The 17,201-nt window shown below is 52.5% G+C and carries 8 protein-coding genes; 3 read left to right on the forward strand and 5 right to left on the reverse strand.

Annotation, left to right across the window (positions count from 1 at the left end; genetic code table 11):
* Window positions 1-366: 366 nt before the first annotated feature.
* The 4 genes from AAGJ81_09240 to AAGJ81_09255 form a co-directional block, all read right to left on the reverse strand.
* Window positions 367-4,923, reverse strand: a complete 4,557-nt coding sequence (locus AAGJ81_09240; protein ID MEM0966316.1) for a LamG-like jellyroll fold domain-containing protein — start codon at window positions 4,921-4,923, stop codon at window positions 367-369.
* Between the two features lie 242 nt (window positions 4,924-5,165).
* Complete coding sequence (locus AAGJ81_09245; GenBank protein MEM0966317.1) at window positions 5,166-6,035, reverse strand: hypothetical protein; 870 nt, start codon at window positions 6,033-6,035, stop codon at window positions 5,166-5,168.
* Complete coding sequence (locus AAGJ81_09250) at window positions 6,032-6,862, reverse strand: hypothetical protein (protein ID MEM0966318.1); 831 nt, start codon at window positions 6,860-6,862, stop codon at window positions 6,032-6,034. Before AAGJ81_09250 ends, AAGJ81_09245 begins: the two co-directional genes overlap by 4 nt.
* Window positions 6,863-7,223: 361 nt before the next feature.
* Window positions 7,224-8,027 carry a PEP-CTERM sorting domain-containing protein gene (locus AAGJ81_09255; protein MEM0966319.1) on the reverse strand — a complete coding sequence of 268 codons (804 nt, stop codon included), beginning with the start codon at window positions 8,025-8,027 and terminating at the stop codon, window positions 7,224-7,226.
* 450 nt (window positions 8,028-8,477) lie between these two features.
* Here AAGJ81_09255 and AAGJ81_09260 point away from each other — a divergent pair, with 450 nt between their 5' ends.
* Genes AAGJ81_09260 through AAGJ81_09270 form a run of 3 tightly spaced genes read left to right on the forward strand, consistent with a single transcriptional unit; the run spans window position 8,478 to window position 14,338 of the window.
* Window positions 8,478-9,521: a Gfo/Idh/MocA family oxidoreductase gene (locus AAGJ81_09260; GenBank protein ID MEM0966320.1), complete on the forward strand. Its 1,044-nt coding sequence runs from the start codon at window positions 8,478-8,480 to the stop codon at window positions 9,519-9,521.
* A gap of 9 nt (window positions 9,522-9,530) precedes the next feature.
* Entirely contained in the window at window positions 9,531-11,927 is a 2,397-nt protein-coding gene (locus AAGJ81_09265; GenBank protein ID MEM0966321.1) for a hypothetical protein, read from the forward strand.
* A 56-nt stretch (window positions 11,928-11,983) separates the two neighbouring features.
* Window positions 11,984-14,338, forward strand: coding sequence for a hypothetical protein (locus tag AAGJ81_09270; GenBank protein ID MEM0966322.1), 2,355 nt, complete (start codon window positions 11,984-11,986; stop codon window positions 14,336-14,338).
* 377 nt (window positions 14,339-14,715) lie between these two features.
* Here AAGJ81_09270 and AAGJ81_09275 read toward each other — a convergent pair whose 3' ends face one another.
* Window positions 14,716-16,866 carry a hypothetical protein gene (locus AAGJ81_09275; protein ID MEM0966323.1) on the reverse strand — a complete coding sequence of 717 codons (2,151 nt, stop codon included), beginning with the start codon at window positions 16,864-16,866 and terminating at the stop codon, window positions 14,716-14,718.
* Between the last annotated feature and the right edge of the window lie 335 nt (window positions 16,867-17,201).

A 17,201-nucleotide genomic window follows, 5' to 3' on the forward strand; every position in this document is an offset into this window, starting at 1 on the left:
TGCCGAGCAGACAACGGAACCCTTCGCTTTCTACATATTTCTGAATCCCTACCGACAGGGGCTTGTTGATCCAGAAAGGGTTTGGCCGGGTTGGATCGTTTCCGAGACCTACAATCCTCAATTCCAGCAAAGTCTTATTGACGGACGCTTTCCTCCCAGCAGATGGATTGAAACTGAATACAACCTTCAGGATCTGATTGAAGTTCCGCGTTGGGAGGAGTGAAGAGATCGCGTCGCGAAAAATATCACGCTGTTCAACCCTAAGGTCTTTGCTTGCAAATGGCAGTTCGCGTTATCCAAAAGAAACGTTACTTAAAAAATGGGAGGCGGCATCGTGACAAGCACGAGCCCTACCCGAGATGGCTTCTATTCCTCGAAAAGCAACAGCACTTCTTCTTGGGACAGAGGACGATCATAGACTTTTAAATCATCCACATAGATATCATCGTCGCCACTGAATCCAAACAGGTCTTTGTAAGTCGAGTTGGTGTCTTCTGCGATGCCGATGAACTCCCCATTCAGATACCATCGATTGATGCCACCTTCATAAACGAGAACGAGATGGTTCCATTCCCCAAACTTGATGTCCGATGTCAAATTCGGAGTATTCCCAGGAGAGGCGTGCATTCCCATCTTACCACGATCCAATGCGACCCGATTGAAGTGCACGTGGCGCAAGTGTCTGCCCCGGAGCAGCGTGTATCGACCTCTTTCGTTCATCGGTTTAAACCAGAAAGAAATACTGCGATCATGACGATTGCGGGGAATGTCGGCGATATGCAGGTCGTAGGTTTTCGCGTATTCCCCATAATTCAGGTAGCCCGGCTGGTAGACCTTTCCTCGCTCCGGATCATCAAAGATTCGACCGTTGTAGCCCAACGCAGTTGCACCCTCCCCAACAGCGAGTGGAAGAATCTCGCCGTTCAGTTCGTCAAACGGTTGATGAATAATCAAACCGTAGTGTAAGTCTTCGGGAACGTCGACTTCCTCCGGATTGTGCCAGAAGAAACTTGCCGGAATGCTCTCGGCTCCGCTGCGAGTCGGCGTGATGATTTCAATCTCCGAGGTGCCACTCATCACCGTCAGGGTGATGGGGTGAGTACCGGCATCCAACTCGATACTCCCTTCATCGACGGTGCTACCCGGTTCCACCTTACAGACGATCTCGTCGCCGATCCTCAGTTCGTTTTCGCCGCCTCCATCGGTCATAAAAGTATAAAGGCCGGATTCACGGAGCTTCAGATAGCCACTGAATCGGACACTTTTGCCTTCAATGGGATCGTCAATCGGAACTGAAGCCAGCGATACTAAGGACGGCTCGGTTGCCCCCTCGGGAAACCATTCCGCGAACAAGCCAGGTTCGATCCGGCCAACAGTCACAGCCGAGGAAGACGGCACCTCAGCCACTTCGACTTCGCTCACATGGGCCGTTTTGAGCGTAGCAAAGAAATCGGCTTCGATCGGATGGTATTGAGAATCACCCGGAGTCATCATTCCTAAGGTAGTTTCGTAAGGCTCCGCGTCACCCGCTTTCCAGAAGATGGGATCGGAGACCACCATCTCAAAGGGATGCCATCCTCCCTCAAGAGACACTTGTCCAAAACGGTCTTTTTGCGAAAGACCGTAGGGAAGCGTGACGCCGATCAATTGCTTCTTACCAATCGAAAGCTGAACAGGACCACACGAGTTCAGCTTGAAGGCGTAGTCACCCGTTTCGGGCGCGAAGAGAAACCCGCTGAAAAAAAAGTATCCGGTGGCCATTTCCGTTCGGGGAAGGTCTCGTTCTATGACTAGGGGGATCTCTGCACCGTCGGTATGAAAGGTAGCCAGCGGTTGATGCTCCGCCAGCGGGGGCAGCATGTTCTTCTTCCCGGTAAAGATGCCATTTTTCTCATCGAAGATAGTACGATGGATCTCGAAAACCTCGCAGGTCAGTCCTGGAACAGTGCCCGGTGGAAGTAGAAGAGCTTTTTCCGGGGTTTCTTTGCTAAATTGAACGGTCAGCGTCTCCGAGGCATTCGAGTCAGCGAAGGGCCAGGTGTCGGCAAACGCCTTGGCTTTGAACACACGGCTTTCGTCGATCTTGACCGGCTCCGTGTAGAGAGGAGAGTCTTCGCTCGGCTCGCTACCGTCCAGCGTATAGCGGTAGGCTTGAGTCAATGGCGGAAGGTCCAGCGCGGCATGCGCAGCTTGACTGAAAGAGATCTCGCGGATCTCATCTTCCTCGTTCCAATCAGCCTGCCAGCCCAAGCTACTGACCAACTTCGGAGTCTCGGGACCTGCGGACACGATCTGCTGGAGGTCGCCTCTGCGGGTCACCGCCAGAGTGGACCGCTCACGATCGGTCTTCCCGAAATCGTAGAAGTCGACCTGTCGATCAATCATCACCTTCAGCTCGCTGCGATCTTCATTCCACACCGTGATGGGAATGGGATCTCCGTGGCGATGAGGATAAAGCAGGATTCGGAACTCCGGTTCGACCGCGGTCGCTGGCACCTTGATCCGCGGATGGCTGTAATTCGCCTCGTAGGCGGGCTGAGGGAAGGAGAAGGTGCTATTGCGGTGGAGCACCCGAACCAATAGAAGGGGGTCTCCTGTTCTCACTTGGCGATTGACCACGGGTAAGCCTCTCCGCTTTTCCGCGATCGGTACCTCTGCCGAGCAAAGGTAAAGATCAGTCTGGCTAATCTCACCTTTTTCAATGCCTGTATCGCGGGTTCCCACGCCCGACTCACCCTTCCAGAGGACAATGTCGTCCGCGAGCTGCATCACCCAGTCGTATTGGCGCTGTTGATCATCCTTGCGAATGTCATCAATGACCAGCAGGTAGGGATAACCTTTACCCTCGTTTACAGCAGGGTCGCCTTTGGCAAGATGGAGTGTGCGAAAGGCATGGTCGATATCGTTCCAGCGACCATACATCTCAGTGCCCCTCGTTTCCCCATGCCAATTCCCCCAATCCAGACTGGCAAAGCCTTCAATGTACTCACGCATGTGCGGCTGAAACGGGATCTCCCAATCGCGGTCCTGGAATTCGCTGGTATATCCATCGTAGAGATAACCATCCAGAGCTTCTGAGATCTTGCCAGCCCAAAGGTGCATGTTCTTTTCCCACTTTCGCCAATTGTACTGGTCCGTGTTGTCCGAAACCATGGTCACGCCATGCGGGGTATCGGTTACCTCCATTAGCTTCGCGGCGGTGGGAGAATAAATACCAGCCTTCCCATCGATCAATACCGCGTTGCGGAAATAGGAGTCCAAGTACCATTTCCGCCAACCGCTCCACTCCATACCGTTGGCGTAAAGGCTGAAGTCTCCCGCTTCTGGACCTTCATGCCCGGCGGCGTAGATGTCGCTCCGAGCTTCGTAATGGACCATCAGGGCATCCTTGTCCCAGGAGGCCCGCGCCTGAACCACACCGCGTTGCATATCCACCCAGGGAGCGGTGCGCTCTGTCAGCTCCTCCGGCAAGCCGGTTTTATCGTAATTGACGACCTCACCGTCACTGTTTTTGAAACCTGAGACTGCGGTCAGGAGGCTGATCTCTGGAAAGCTGTAACGGATGCGCGGCGCCGGAAGAGGACCCGTTGCATCCGGCGGTCCCAAACCCTGGGTTTGCATGCGGCTTTTGTAGTAGTAGTCGACGATGGGATCGTCGGGGTAGACAAACTTCATGATGAAGGCCACGTTAAAGAAGGAGTCCATCCAGGGACCACTGGCGAAGCCCATATACCAGATTCTCGGCTCCTCAAAGCCTTTGCCAAAGTCAGCAATCTCCTGGTGATTGCGCAGCTCATTGTAGCGCCAGTAGACATTCACGGAATCCATGGCCTTTGCCAGGACCATATTGTAAAGGTGGTTGTGACTGAGGAGAGGATACTCGAGCCGTCTGGTGATCGCCAGAAGAGGCCGCTCAGGCACAAACCCTTTCTTTTTCTCGTAAAGGAGGCCATCGCTGGAGATGTAGTAGGTGAGCTGGTTGCGCAAGGCCTTGGATGCCTCGCGGACCACCCGCTCGTCGAACCCCTCCTGCCCTTCGAGACACAAGGCCGCCAGCACAAGATCGTAGCTCATGCTCATGTGGTTGTTGATGAACCAATGACCGGGCATATCCATTCCGGAGGTATAGCGACCGTAGGTGATCTTGCGCAGGATGCTTTTAATGTATTCACGCTCCTCCTCGGTCATGAAGCCATGCAGATAGTCGTAAGCGTAGTAGTCGTTCGCTTTTACGTGGCCCGACGTGTCTGGTAGCACCTGGAAGTGATGCTCCGCGTTGGTCTCGATGCTGATCTCGGCCAGTTCACGGATGCGATCCGCCCCACCCTCGCGGTAGGCACGCTTGTAAGGGACTCCGCCGACGCTGACGATCTCTGAGCGACACCAGTAGTAGTAATTGTCCCGGATTCCGGCAAAAACCGGATGGTTGTTGAGTAAATCAATCATCGGTTCCTGCTCCTTCGCCAACGCGATCAACTCATCCACACACGCGCGACCCGCCTCTTCATCCTCCATGACCAGCGCCATGAAGGACCGGCTGACTAAATCAGGCCGTTGGTTCTGTGCCCAGTTGAGGAGAATTTGAAAGTAGCGCGGAGCGTCCTCCCCGAGCCTGATTTTCTCACGGATTCTTTCGATATCCTCCATCCCCATTAGCACCCGGGGATGGACACCCGGCGGCGGCACTGGAGACATCACGCCCTGACGATAACCCTCTTCGTAGGTGCGATAATACCACGGAGAATCCGGCAACGGACCCATGTCTTCGTAAAACTGTCCGCTGAGGACATACTCTGCCGGAGGCGTAAAACGGCCCCGGTAGGCACCATCGACCTTATACTTGTCGTCGACTTGGTAATTCGACTCCCGGCCCTCAACGAGACCGCAGAACGCGACGCTAATCGTTAGGATAACTCGCAACATAAGATGAACTTTGGTGAAGGGTTGAAGCCTGACTTGTTTCTGACCGATGGAGGGACATCGTCCTCGATGTCCGCCAGCAGTCCGCACGGCGTCGTACCCTTCGGCTCTGCTCAGGGCCGTGAGCTCGTCGAAACGGCAAGCACGAGCCCTACAAAAACAAATCCTGAACGGACCAAACGTAGGGCCTTTGCTCGCAAAGCGCCGCCAACATCGGAGTGGCGTATTTCCACGCCCGCTCACACCTACTTTACTCCCCCTTCAGAAGAAAACTCCTCAAAGAACGCGTGGACATCCTCCAGATCGTCGAACCCGAAGATCCACGCCGTTTCCACCACATCGGAAAAATCTAGACCTCCGCTCTCGACGTAGGTATTCAGGAATCGCCCCTCCACACCATTGAAGCGATTTGCAGTCGCGATCGCCATTTCCCAGATTTCCTGCAAACGGGCATCCTTCACCTGCTCCTTCCATTCCACTACTTCTCCCGTGCGGAAGTTCGGGCTTCCGTTGTCACCCCGATTCCCGTCCGGGATCTTCACGTAGTTGGCATACTCCCGGAGCGACTCGAGATCTGCTGGTGTCGTGGTGTTCTCGTTCCAACGACTGTGCTGGACCACATGGAACTGAACTCTTGGATCGAAATTGGGTAAAACCTCCCGCAACTCCCGAAAGAGCTCGGCCGAAAAGTCCGACTGCCCTCCCTCTGCGATCCAGACGCTGCCTCCGGACTCTAGGGTAGTCCGGGACAGATCGGTTACCTCTCGCAGAGCCGTCTCAGGATCTCCATGACGATCTGACCAATTTGCTCCAAAGGCCTCTACGAAAAGTTCGTCAGCCGGGACATAGAGACCCTCCTGAAACCCATAAGCCCCTGCGACCGTGTGATAGGAAACGTCGGAGAAACGAGGGTCTGCGAGCATAGTTGCCACTGCCGCCACCGAATGCACATCATCCACATCCGTCCGCAGATCGAAATGCGCGAGGTAAAGGTCCCGTTCCGGATCAAATCGTCCCAAGTTCTCGGATGAAACGGCAAAGGAAGCGGATATCAAAAAAACGAGCATAAACCAGAGAGAATGCCTGCTTGGGCAAATTCGTTTTCGAATCGTCATCGACCTCTCTCAGGTCGGCGGACGAAGGTAGTAGCACCAATAAACGCAAGAAGGGACATCAATAGCCCAGCACTGGATGGCTCAGGAATTACGCTAATCACAGAGTCGTCAAACGTGTAGGTGTTACCAATTGCTGTGAGGAGCGGAGTGTTTGTTAGCACATAGGCACTATTCCAAGAATTTGAATTACGGGTAAATGTTGTGGAGGTTGTGTTAAGAAACCCATCCCAATTGATGAATGCTTCGTAGTCGAAGAGGTCAGGATCCCCTTCATTTACACCAACAAGCGTCAGCCCTACAGAGATAACCGCCGGATCTGTCTCGTCCGTAGCTAGAAAGTTGGCTCCTGTAAGAAGGGTCGTGTCGAACGTAGTCCCAATAGCAAACGGGTTAGATAAGAAAGAGTTTCCGGCGAAACGAGAAGAGTTGTTCCAAGTTCCAGCCTCTCCACCCATAGAGAACAAAAAGTGGAAAGTCGCATCAAAGTCGAAAGTTTCAGGATCATCACTCTCAAAACCAATTCGAAATCCTACGTTGACCGGGTTGTTTGTGTCCATAATCACATCCCTGACGGTTAGGTCGAACTGAAGTGTTTGGCCGGGGACGAGAGTAACTGGCGTGTCAAAGATAGACTGAGAACCTGCCGCAGAGGAAAAATCCATATCAGCAACAAAGGACATTGTGCCACCATTTACGCCATTTCCGACGAATGTAGCATCGTTCACATCACTACCAAAAAACGACCAATCAGAGCGCGAGACTAGATGGCCCAGAGCCAAATTTGCGGAAACTAAGCAGCTGAGACTAAGCAAGAGTAGGTTTTTCATTTTGTGACAGTGTGGGATGGAAATTCTCGGCAAACCCGTAGGGAAAATGACTGGTAGATCTTTCGGGAGCTAAGAAACCAGCTCGAGTCATTACGGGACTCCAAACTGATTCAAGCTACCTCTGCGGAAGATCGTAATTTGAGTTTTCTAGAAACCGAAAATACCGAACAGGGGATGGACTTAACAGGGCTCAAATCTCGACTAAAGCCCATGCAATTGAGAACAATCACCAATCTAGAGCAAAGGTGTAGGGTGACCTTTTTCAGAGGCAGACGACGATGGTCTCTCTTCAAAGGAAAGTAAAAACGAGCACGCGCCGTAGCGCGTGCTCATTTGAAAACAAATGGAATTGCTGATGTCTTTAGCTCATTCGCCGCCTGCGAATGGCTGCAAGAACGCCGATCATCGCTAAAGCTGACATCACAAGAGGGGCACTAGAGGGCTCAGGGATCACAGAGACTGCCGCTCCTCCGATCGTGTAAGTATCACCGGCAAGACCAAAGGCAGCATTGTTATTGGTCAATACGTACACGCTGTTCCATGTGTCAGTGTTTCGAGTGAACACTGTAGATGGACCGTTGGTCACTCCATCCCATAGAATAGATGCTTCATAGTCAAAAAGAGAGGGGTCGCTCCCATTTACCCCTAGTAGGGTTAGGGATACAGAAATGTCGATAGGCCCAGGTCCTGTTGCAATGCTGGTGGCACCAGTGTAATTAGTGCTATCAAATAAAGTCCCTTGCGAATAAGGGTTAGCACTTCCGGAAGCTCCTCCGAAACGACCAATCACACCTCCCCCAGACGAAAAGACAAAATGGATTGTGGCATCAAGGGCAGAATCTGCGCTGATGTTTTCGAATCCTACGCGGAAACCGACATTATTTTGGGCCTGTTGGATCACGATGTCGGTCATCGTGAAATCAAATTGAAGCGATTCGCCTACACCGAGGGTCACGTCAGAGTCAAAACTTGACTCGGCTCCAGTGGCTGCACTTCCAGTCGAGTTGACGGCCATCCCACGAACAAATCCATCGTTGCCGTTACCAACAAACGTTGCGTCAGTGTTCGTGCTGAAATCAGTCCAATTGGAAAGGACTACGGCTTGGCTAGATGCTATGCTCGAAAAACCGAGAAAGCCAACGAGTGAGAGGTAAGATTTAATCATGGGTGATTTTGGTAAGTAGGGTTACGAGTGATCGCCTAGTTTAAGAGGGGCGGGATTACGTCAGTCATTGAAGGACCAATGCATTGCCAGCTGCGAGAACAATAAAGCGAAATAGCATGCATAAATACGCAAAGCGTTGTAGCTCAATTGCAACCTAGCTTCTCCGAAAGGGTCTTAATCCCGTCTCTTAGGTATAGAGAGCTCGGTCTCGGTGCATAGTAGATATTTCGATTAAAACCCCAAGTGCCTGATGCACAGTAACCCTGCAAATCACAACAAAGCTAAATATTTTATTCGTTATACCCTGAGCCGAATACCCGAAGTCTCGTCCATAGATTTCGAAATCGAACATCTTTTTGCGCAAAGAAGTATTTGTTCAACCCAAAGTGGGGGGCGAGGCTGACTACAACATACCGCTGAGAATTCGCTCTAAGAGCAACAGTGGAATGATTGCGCCACATTATTTTCCCTTATCCCTATGAATCCAATCCCGCCTTCGGTTACACCGTTCCAATGACCCGAATCAAGGTTGGACTGCACGGTTCAGTGGGGCATCAAATCGGAGCCACACTAATTGACCATCCAAAAGGTGAAGTAGCGGCTCTCTGCGATTTTGATCCGAAAGAGTTTGGCCCCCATTTTGCCTCGGCCCGCGTCTTCCAAAATCTCCAAGAAATACTCGACGACGAGAGTATTCAGCTCATTTCGTTTTGCTCACGACGCAAGGACATCCAGGGAGAACAGATCATCGCCGCCCTAAACGCGGGAAAGCATGTGTATGCAGAAAAGCCGTGTTGCCTCTCCGAAGATATCTTGGACCAGATCATCGAGACCGCCCGAAAGACCGGAATGCGTTTCCACGAAATGAACGCTAGTTCCTTTTCGCCTCCGTATGCTGCTATGCGGGAAGTCGTGCAGTCCGGTGTAATCGGTGAGGTGGTTCAGATTCTCAGCCAAAAGTCTTATCCGTGGACGGACTGGCGCCCGAAGGACGAACGCGTGGACGGGGGCCTCACTTGCCAGGCCGGAATCTACAATGTCAGATTCGCCGAGCATGTGGCCCGCTTAAAAGTGCGCTCTTTGAAAATTGAGGAAACCCTTCTGGGAAACGAACACGAAGACAGCGACTGTCGACGGGCCGTTTCAATGCTCATGACTTTCGAGAATGGAGCCGTAGGAAGTTCAGTTGCCAACTACTGCTGCCCTGAGCCTCCCGGTTGGAGTCAGTGGGGATACGAAACCCTCCGTATTTTTGGAACGAAGGGTTTTGTCGAATCGATCGATGGAGGACGGATAGGGACTCTTGCTATCAGTGGCAAGACTCCCCAGACGCTTGACCTATCCTCACCGGGAGAAGACCTCCTCGATCTGTTTCTCGAGGAAATCCTGACTGGCGAGGACAAGGTTCCCTTATCCCTCGAAGAAGAATTGAGCCCCACTCGCTGGGTTTTGCGAGCGAAGGCTGGTAACACACCCATTGAAACCCGTCTTTAACTTTAAATCATGATGAAACTAGATACCCCCTTCGTCACCGGTAAGTCTACGCTGCTCTGCCTTCTGCTCTGCATTTCTTCGCAAGCGAGCCTGGAAGCAGATTGGGAAAGCCCTGAAATCTCTAGCACGGCACTCGTCTCTGCCGTTGCCGACCTTCCAGAAACGACAGTGAACGAAAAGCTTCAAAAGGCAGTCCTTGAACTCGCTCTCGAAAATGCAACAAAGCTTTCTCAGGAAGGAGACGCGATACGGTCTCGGGAACTCCTCGCAGATATTGAGAAAGCACTCCAGAGCGATCCCGCATCCTTAACAGAAGTGCCCTCGGGTATCCTTCCTTCTGTTCCGGAATGGGAGGGCAATCCCTACATCACCGCTGAACTCAATCGTTTTGAAAAAGAACTGAGCCGACCCGACCGCATAGTCTACCTTGGCGAGCGTGGCGCCGAACAGTTTCTCGCCTCAAACCGACGGAATAAGGATGGCCACAACAGTCGGGTTTTCGCCGCCGAAATCCGGAACTACGCTTGGGCCGCCCTCCATCCTCAAAGTCCATACTTTGCAGATCCATTAGTCATCCAGAGAGCTTTGCGACGAGCCCACGCCTACGTGGACGCTTTCAACCGAACAGATATTTCGTTAAAAGACATGACCATCAATGACTTCTTCGCCTGTTACTCATTTCTGGACGGGTTGCTGACGTTGAAGGAGGGTGCTTGGGATTTCGTCTTACCGTCGCAGAGAGAAGCTTGGCTAAAGGCCGCCGAAAAAGCACGAGACGCCTGGCTTTCTTACATCGACAAGATGGGGGGCTGGTGGGACGGCGAGTCCTTGAGTGGTTTCGGAGTTTTCTGCAATCACGACATCACCAAAGGCATGAATATCCAGTTCGCCAACATGATCCTGGAAGATGGAAAGCATGCGGATGTAGCCAAACGAGTCATTGCTCTTCAAAAAAAAGCTCTCCTACCCGATGGAGCCGTTCGCTACATCAAAAAGCAAAACCAGATTTACGGCTACCATATGGTGAACATTGAGAAGTTCGTCCGCCATTGGGAACTCACGGGGGATGAGAACGCCTATGATCTTTTGATCGAAAGCAGGAACTACTATCCGCTCTCGACCGAGCCGGGAAACGTCGCTGAATACTGGACTGCACCCTACTGGAAGTATCAGTGGCATGGGGGTGCATTCGGGAATGGAGCCGAGGTCATTGCCGGGCTTCTCGACTGCGGTTATAACCGCGCCATTGCCCAGCAAAATCTCGACTACGGCAATCCACCTAGCGACAACCATTTGAGCAAAGACATCATTGCCGCCCCCTACTTTCGTTCGGAATTGGAAGCCGAGGAACGGCTGGATAACTTCGTCGTTTACGATCGAAACCTGATGTCACCGCGTGGGCGTTTCGGGAATTTTTCGTTTGTCGGGTCTACGAGAGACTACGAGGAAGATCCGGGAAAAATGTCTTTCATGGGTGCCATGGTGACTGATCCACCGAGCCGGGAACACCCATTGAATGCAGCCCTCAAAGCCGTTTACCCAAAAGTCCTCTTGGAAACCGATAAGCCCAACTGGCAAGGAAGTGCCTATCTTTCGTATCAGGAGAAAAACGCGACCGCCGTCGGGCGTAACTTTGGGAGTCTGAGCACCTCCTACGATATGTTGAAAACGACCTACGGTCACGCCATTACACCGGTCAATTGGTCGGCTGACCAGCAGTGGCTCTGCTTCCCCGACCGAATCATTGGGAGCATTGCAGTGTATCCAAAGACCCCTGAAGAGAAGGCATACGGTGTATCCGGACATGTACGCCTCGGCTATGGGCTGGGGCGTGCTCACCAAAAGATCATGGAACGACTCGACGAGGATACCTACGCGTATGGCGATCTACGGATCAAAGTCCATGCCCAGAACTATGCCGATACTTCGATGGAAGAGTCCGGTATCTTGCGAGACGATCGGCGGTGGGCGACTGAGATCGTTTTTAAGGACGAGAATCAGACCGAGGGTGAGGACAAGTTGCACACATACAGCCGGGAGAATCCTTATATTTTCACCATCGAAGTCTATCCGGCATGGTCCCAACCGGCATCTGTTGTGAACCCATTTAGGGAAGAGGAGGTTTCCGGACTCGCGGTTCAGCTGGAAGACAAAACGATCCTAATGGTCCACAATCGAACAGACCAAGAGACGGAGTTCCTCACCGAGCTTCCTTCCTGGGGGGTCGAGGGTGAGAGCGCATTATTCTCCTCGAGCGAAGGAGATCCGGTGGTTCCTGTTTTCGTCGAGGTGGATGATGTATTTGAATTCTCCCTACCCCCGCACGCGCACCAAGTGCTCATTTATAGTGCCGATCCTGACGATCTTAAACCGGGACTCTACGATTTCGATGAGATGCTTCTGTAGATAGAAAAGCCGTATTTTGTCGCAAAAACAGAACTCTCCACCTCCTAGACTCAACCATGTTCAAAACAACTCCTATCATCATTGCCCTTATCGCTGCCCTGTCATCCAACTCAATGGGCAACGTTCAAAGGACTGTCGACAGGCTTCCCGAAACCACTCTTGCCCAAAAACTCAAGAAGCAGCTACTGCTCTGGGGAATCGAGGACGCCGCCGCCTATGAAGAGGCGGGTATGCAAGACTATGCTGAAGAGCACTACCGGGATATCGCGGCCTTGGCTAGAAAGGACTTTCCGGAGCCGGATCCAAATACTCTGGCGGAACTCCTCATTCCCATGCAGGAACCCGACCCTGATCGTAACCCGGCCCTTGCTCGCATTTACCAGTCAGTAGAAAAAGCCATGAGGGAGGACGAGCGATTCCCGAAGGGACAATTCACGCCAAGGCTCAATAATGGATGGTATTATACACGACAGGCTGAAACCCTTCATCTACTGGCGTGGGCGTTCTGCCACCCTCAGAGCGAGTATTATCTGGATCCAGAGTTGTTTCCCATCGTCATGCGTCGTCTCTCCCAGAGCCTGGAGTTCTGGTATAACGATAGTGAGCAGAGGATCATAGTGGGTGAAAAGGATCTTGGCACCAGCAGTGGCCTCGACTCCGAACAGGATTTCAAGGAGACAGCCAGTGCGCTCCTCTACATGATGCTTACTGTCCCGGACTACTTCCTCCCAGCAGAGAAGGAACGCTGGCTGACCGGCGTGCGACGTAAAACTGAAATTCCAATGCGTAGCCACGTTGTACAGGCCGACAACTTCATCAGGCAGACGCCAGAAGTATATTCATCCAAGGTCTTCCGCATTCCCAACAAGAATTACAACTGGATGGTCGGTCTTGCGATTTCGTCCCTCCTGTTGGACGACGAGGAGTTGATGGAAGGTGCCCTGACGATCCTCGAAATGTTGAACCTCTCCATTTACGAGGACGGCGGGATGCCCTATATCAACTACGAGAATGAATGTCCCTCCTATCATGGAATTCACGTGGTGGGTAACCTGTGGATGCACAGGCTAACAGGCGAACCGCGTGCGATGGAAAATCTCGAGAAGCTGCGTCGGTTTTATCCGACCCATGTGGAGCCAAGTGGAGAATTGGAGTATTTCACCGATACTTTCGCCAAGCATTACTTTTCAGGACCGGGAGTCGCCAAAACCGGCTCCACTATTCTTGCGCAGCTCTTCTCCTGCCCGCAGAATCAGCGAATCGCCGAGGTCAGCGGAGGGGCCGATTCTGTCAACACTCCAATGTTTGCCGAGATTTACCGTCCCGGTGTAGAGGCTGCGGCTGGGCAAGATCAGTTCGTCTTCTATGACCGCAATATACAGGGCCCACGCGGCCGTTTCGGTGACTGGTCCTTCGCGGGCACTGGCCGGATCTATGACCCCGATAGGAAACTGCGTCGCGGTAAGGACACCCTGGTTGGAGCCATGATCAGCGACGACCCCTCCGAACGAAGGGGACGACCGCTTAACGCGGCGATTGCCGCTGTGAATATCGGCGTTCTGAAGCCGGAGGAAGACCGGGTGGGCAAGCTGCGGGAGTTCAACTATTACATGCTCAGCACCCGCGAGCAGAATACGGATATTGTCGGTCCTAATTTTGCCAGTTTCTCGAGCCATTTCATTCCCAAGGGATCCAAGTCCAACTGGAGACATACCTTGTCAGAATACCGGACCAACCAACTCTTCCTAATGTTGCCCGACCGCCTCGTCGGCTTTGTCAGCCTCGACGCCAGTGAAGAAGAACCGAGTGGAGAAGTCTCCGGCGAGATCCGCCTCTACGATGGCCGCAACAGGCACAGGACAGAGGTCGGTAAAAGACACGACCTCGAGAAGAACGGTGAAGACAGTTTCATTTTTGGCAGGATGCAAATCCAGCTCGTCGAGCATAATTTCGAAGAAGTTGTTGTTGAGCCCACCTTTCTCACCCAGTACGGGGCGGATGACGCAGCCGAATCCGTCTTCCTGGAACATTCAGGCGATGGGCAGGAGCAATTCTACTTCGTTTTCGAGGGCTTTGATCACACCAGTTCTGAGCCTTCCGAAATCGCCGTGAAAGAGGACGGGCCTCTGCGCATGCTAGCCGTCAAAGCAGGCGAGACTCAATACATGGTCCTTCAGAACACCAGTGATTCTACTGTTTCGGTCCCGGTCTTTGAAATAAAGAGAGGCCAAACCCGCCATCTTTACCGGGGCACCGGACTCGAATCCAGCCGCGAGGAGATCGACCGCAGTGTCGACGAAGTCAGTGTAGAGCCATTCTCCCATATTGTTATGGTCGACGGCCCCGATCTAGGAGAGGCAGAACCCTACAGGATCATGGTCGGAGCTGATTTGGTTGAGGATCCTAGTTGACTCAGTACTGGATGCCGAGGGACTTACAGATGTTGAACATCCACAAAATCTACCCAAAGACGAAAAAAACCTACACACCTACAGCCAGGAAAACCCATACATTTTTACCGTCGAAGTCTATCCCGCTTGGTTGCAGCCGGCCACCAGGTCCTGATCCAAAACCCCGATCCTGATGATCTGGTGCCGGGTCAGTACAATTTTGACGAGTTGATGCGGTAGGCGATCAAGAGAAATTCGATCAGAATCCCACGCGGCATCGCGCAAGCGCGAGCCCTACAATTCACAGAAAACGCCGTAGTGCCTTTCTCCTGTAGGGCCTTTGCTTGCAAAGCGCCGTCTGCAGTGGATCAGATCAACGCCCGACCTGGATGACAGAATTAATCGATCCTGACCAACAACCCTTTCTCATCATCCTCGCGGAAACGGATGAGGGATTCCTGATCCGGCCAAACAGCTAGGATTTCTTCCTCTGACACGGTGGTCCGTGGCACCAAATCTCCTACCCGAAAAGGGAACAGCAGTATTCGAAAATGAGGAGCCGTTGATTCCACAGGAATGATCAGTCTTTTGCCCGTCGCGTCACGATGAGCGGTATAATCTTCGATTCGGAAATCGATGACCTCGGGAGTCTCACCGGACGTGTCATCCGCCCGTAAGACCCGCACGAGTAAACAAGGCTCACCCGGGGCCGGTTCGACGCCGATCTCTCCCAGAATCAAATCCCGACCGACCTGTTTCTTGATCTCCAGATCGGTCGGCAGTTGCAGATACCATTCATAAGTTCGTTCTTTTCGGTCTTTCTGGATATCATCAAACACCACCACAAAAGGGTTTTCTCCTCGGGCGGCTACGGTCCCGCGAATCGCTTTTTCCACCTCATTGTAGGGACGTTTGCGCAAACCGTTCGTGTGGGAGTAGCCTGTTTCACTGCCGTAAAGATGATCGGGTGCCCAAGCAGGAAGGTAGTCGACTGGCCAACCGAGATCGGCAGGTCCAGCCATCTCCTTTTCCCAGGAAAGATAGCGCGAATCGTTCACCGTTGGCCAGGGCGGCGTCCACTCCCAGTCGTAGGCATACTTGAGGTCGGCTACGGCGATGGAACCGTTCTCATCGTCACTCTGGCAAAGAAAACGAACCGAAGGTGCTTTGTAAGGCTGAGCCTTTCCATCAATGTGAACCAGCGAGTGCATCTTACTCGACGAAAAGAGACGGAAGTCACCCGCAAAGGCCCAGTTACGACCGAGCGCACTCATCGTAATATTCCCCCGATCCACCCGATCGTGGCCGATCAAAAAGGCATCGGATCGCGCATCCAAGGTGAACTGGAGGGCGTCTTCCGACCAGTCGCTCCGAAAGACCTGCTTGCCCCGTTCGGGGTAAAAAACCGTTAGAGATAAACCAGACTCTTCCAGCACTTCCTCACGGCTTTCTGGTCCCTCCCATTGGTCCCCGTAGATCATCCAATCCAACCAACCCTGCCAACGGAACCGACGCTCAAAATCATCTCCGATGAGGTAGCGGTAAATATAATTGGCGGCGGGAGAATCCGGATACATGTAGCGGGCGATCAGCGTCGAAGTCGGATACAGCTCTGCATAGGGCCCTCCGGAAGCACCTCCCATGAATTTACCGCCGGGCTGCGGTTCATACTCACGGACCATGTAGTCGATGAAATTCCGAAACTTTTTAGTCTCAAAAATATTATAGCCGCGACGAGCGAGCACCATGAATCCCCGGCCTCCAGCGCGCAATCCCAAGTCAGGTCCGTAGCCATCTTCGTGGCACGCTCCGGCTTCGGTGAAGGACACGTCCCAGTAATCCCGCAAGACTTGGCTAATGTTCTCGAAAGTTTCCTCGTCGAATCCCGGCTCCCCTTCGATCGCTGCGAGGAGCACCGCGAGGTCACCGTGATAACCGTAATGATTACTCCCGGCAAACCCTAACGGCATATCCATTCCATAGGCACGACGTCCTTGTGTCGAAACCGCAATAGCCTCACTCACGATCTCCCGCTGCTCCTCCGTCATATCGTTATACAAAACGTCGTAGCTAAGAGCGAAACCTGCAGCTCCAATCGTCCAACTGACTTGAACGTCAAATTCGTCCGTTTCCCAGATATTGAAACGTTCGTTCAGTTTAAGTCCGGTCCCGCCCCGGACGTCACCTCCGGCATTCATTTCTCTGGAGGCGATCAACAATTTCGCATGGTTCACAATTGTCCCGATCATGACCTCTTTCAGGTATTTGTCATCGAAGAGAACCGCGTAAAGGGAAGCCATTCCCCAGCGAACGTTACGTGCTTCGTCCGGTTTGATGTATTTCTCGAGCTCTTCCACGGTGGGGTTCGAGAAATCAGCCTCAGCAAAACCCCCATAGTTGCGGATCATTTCGGAATTCACCCGCTGCATGATCGGCCAGAATGCCCGGCTGAAGTCGCTGTTAGAATCCAACCGGCTACGAATCTCTGGCAAATCATCTGCTGTAAAAAACACCCTCGGATGCTCTCCAACCGGTGGTAGAGGAGACAATTGCCTCGCCTCTTCTCCTCGTAAGGATAACGTATTTAAAATATCACTACATAAAAACACAGAGAGAACTGCGACTCTAAGAAACGGAGCTGCCCGGCTAAATAATTGCGCGCAGCACGACGTTAGGGGTAACCGTGCCGTAGTCATGATCCGCATCGTCCAGCAGTCGATTACTATGTCAATACTTGATACGAAATGAAACATAAAAACCCAATTATTCTCACCTTTTTCGGTTTCACGAGTCGTTTTGCGCAAAGAGGTAGTTGTTTCACTCAGTGTGCTTCAAGAGGTTGGTGAGGGTCGGAAGCTTAAGTCCTTTAGTTTTCTTAAGAGCG

The sequence above is a fragment of the Verrucomicrobiota bacterium genome, from assembly GCA_038744685.1.
Taxonomy (GTDB): domain Bacteria; phylum Verrucomicrobiota; class Verrucomicrobiia; order Opitutales; family Puniceicoccaceae; genus Puniceicoccus.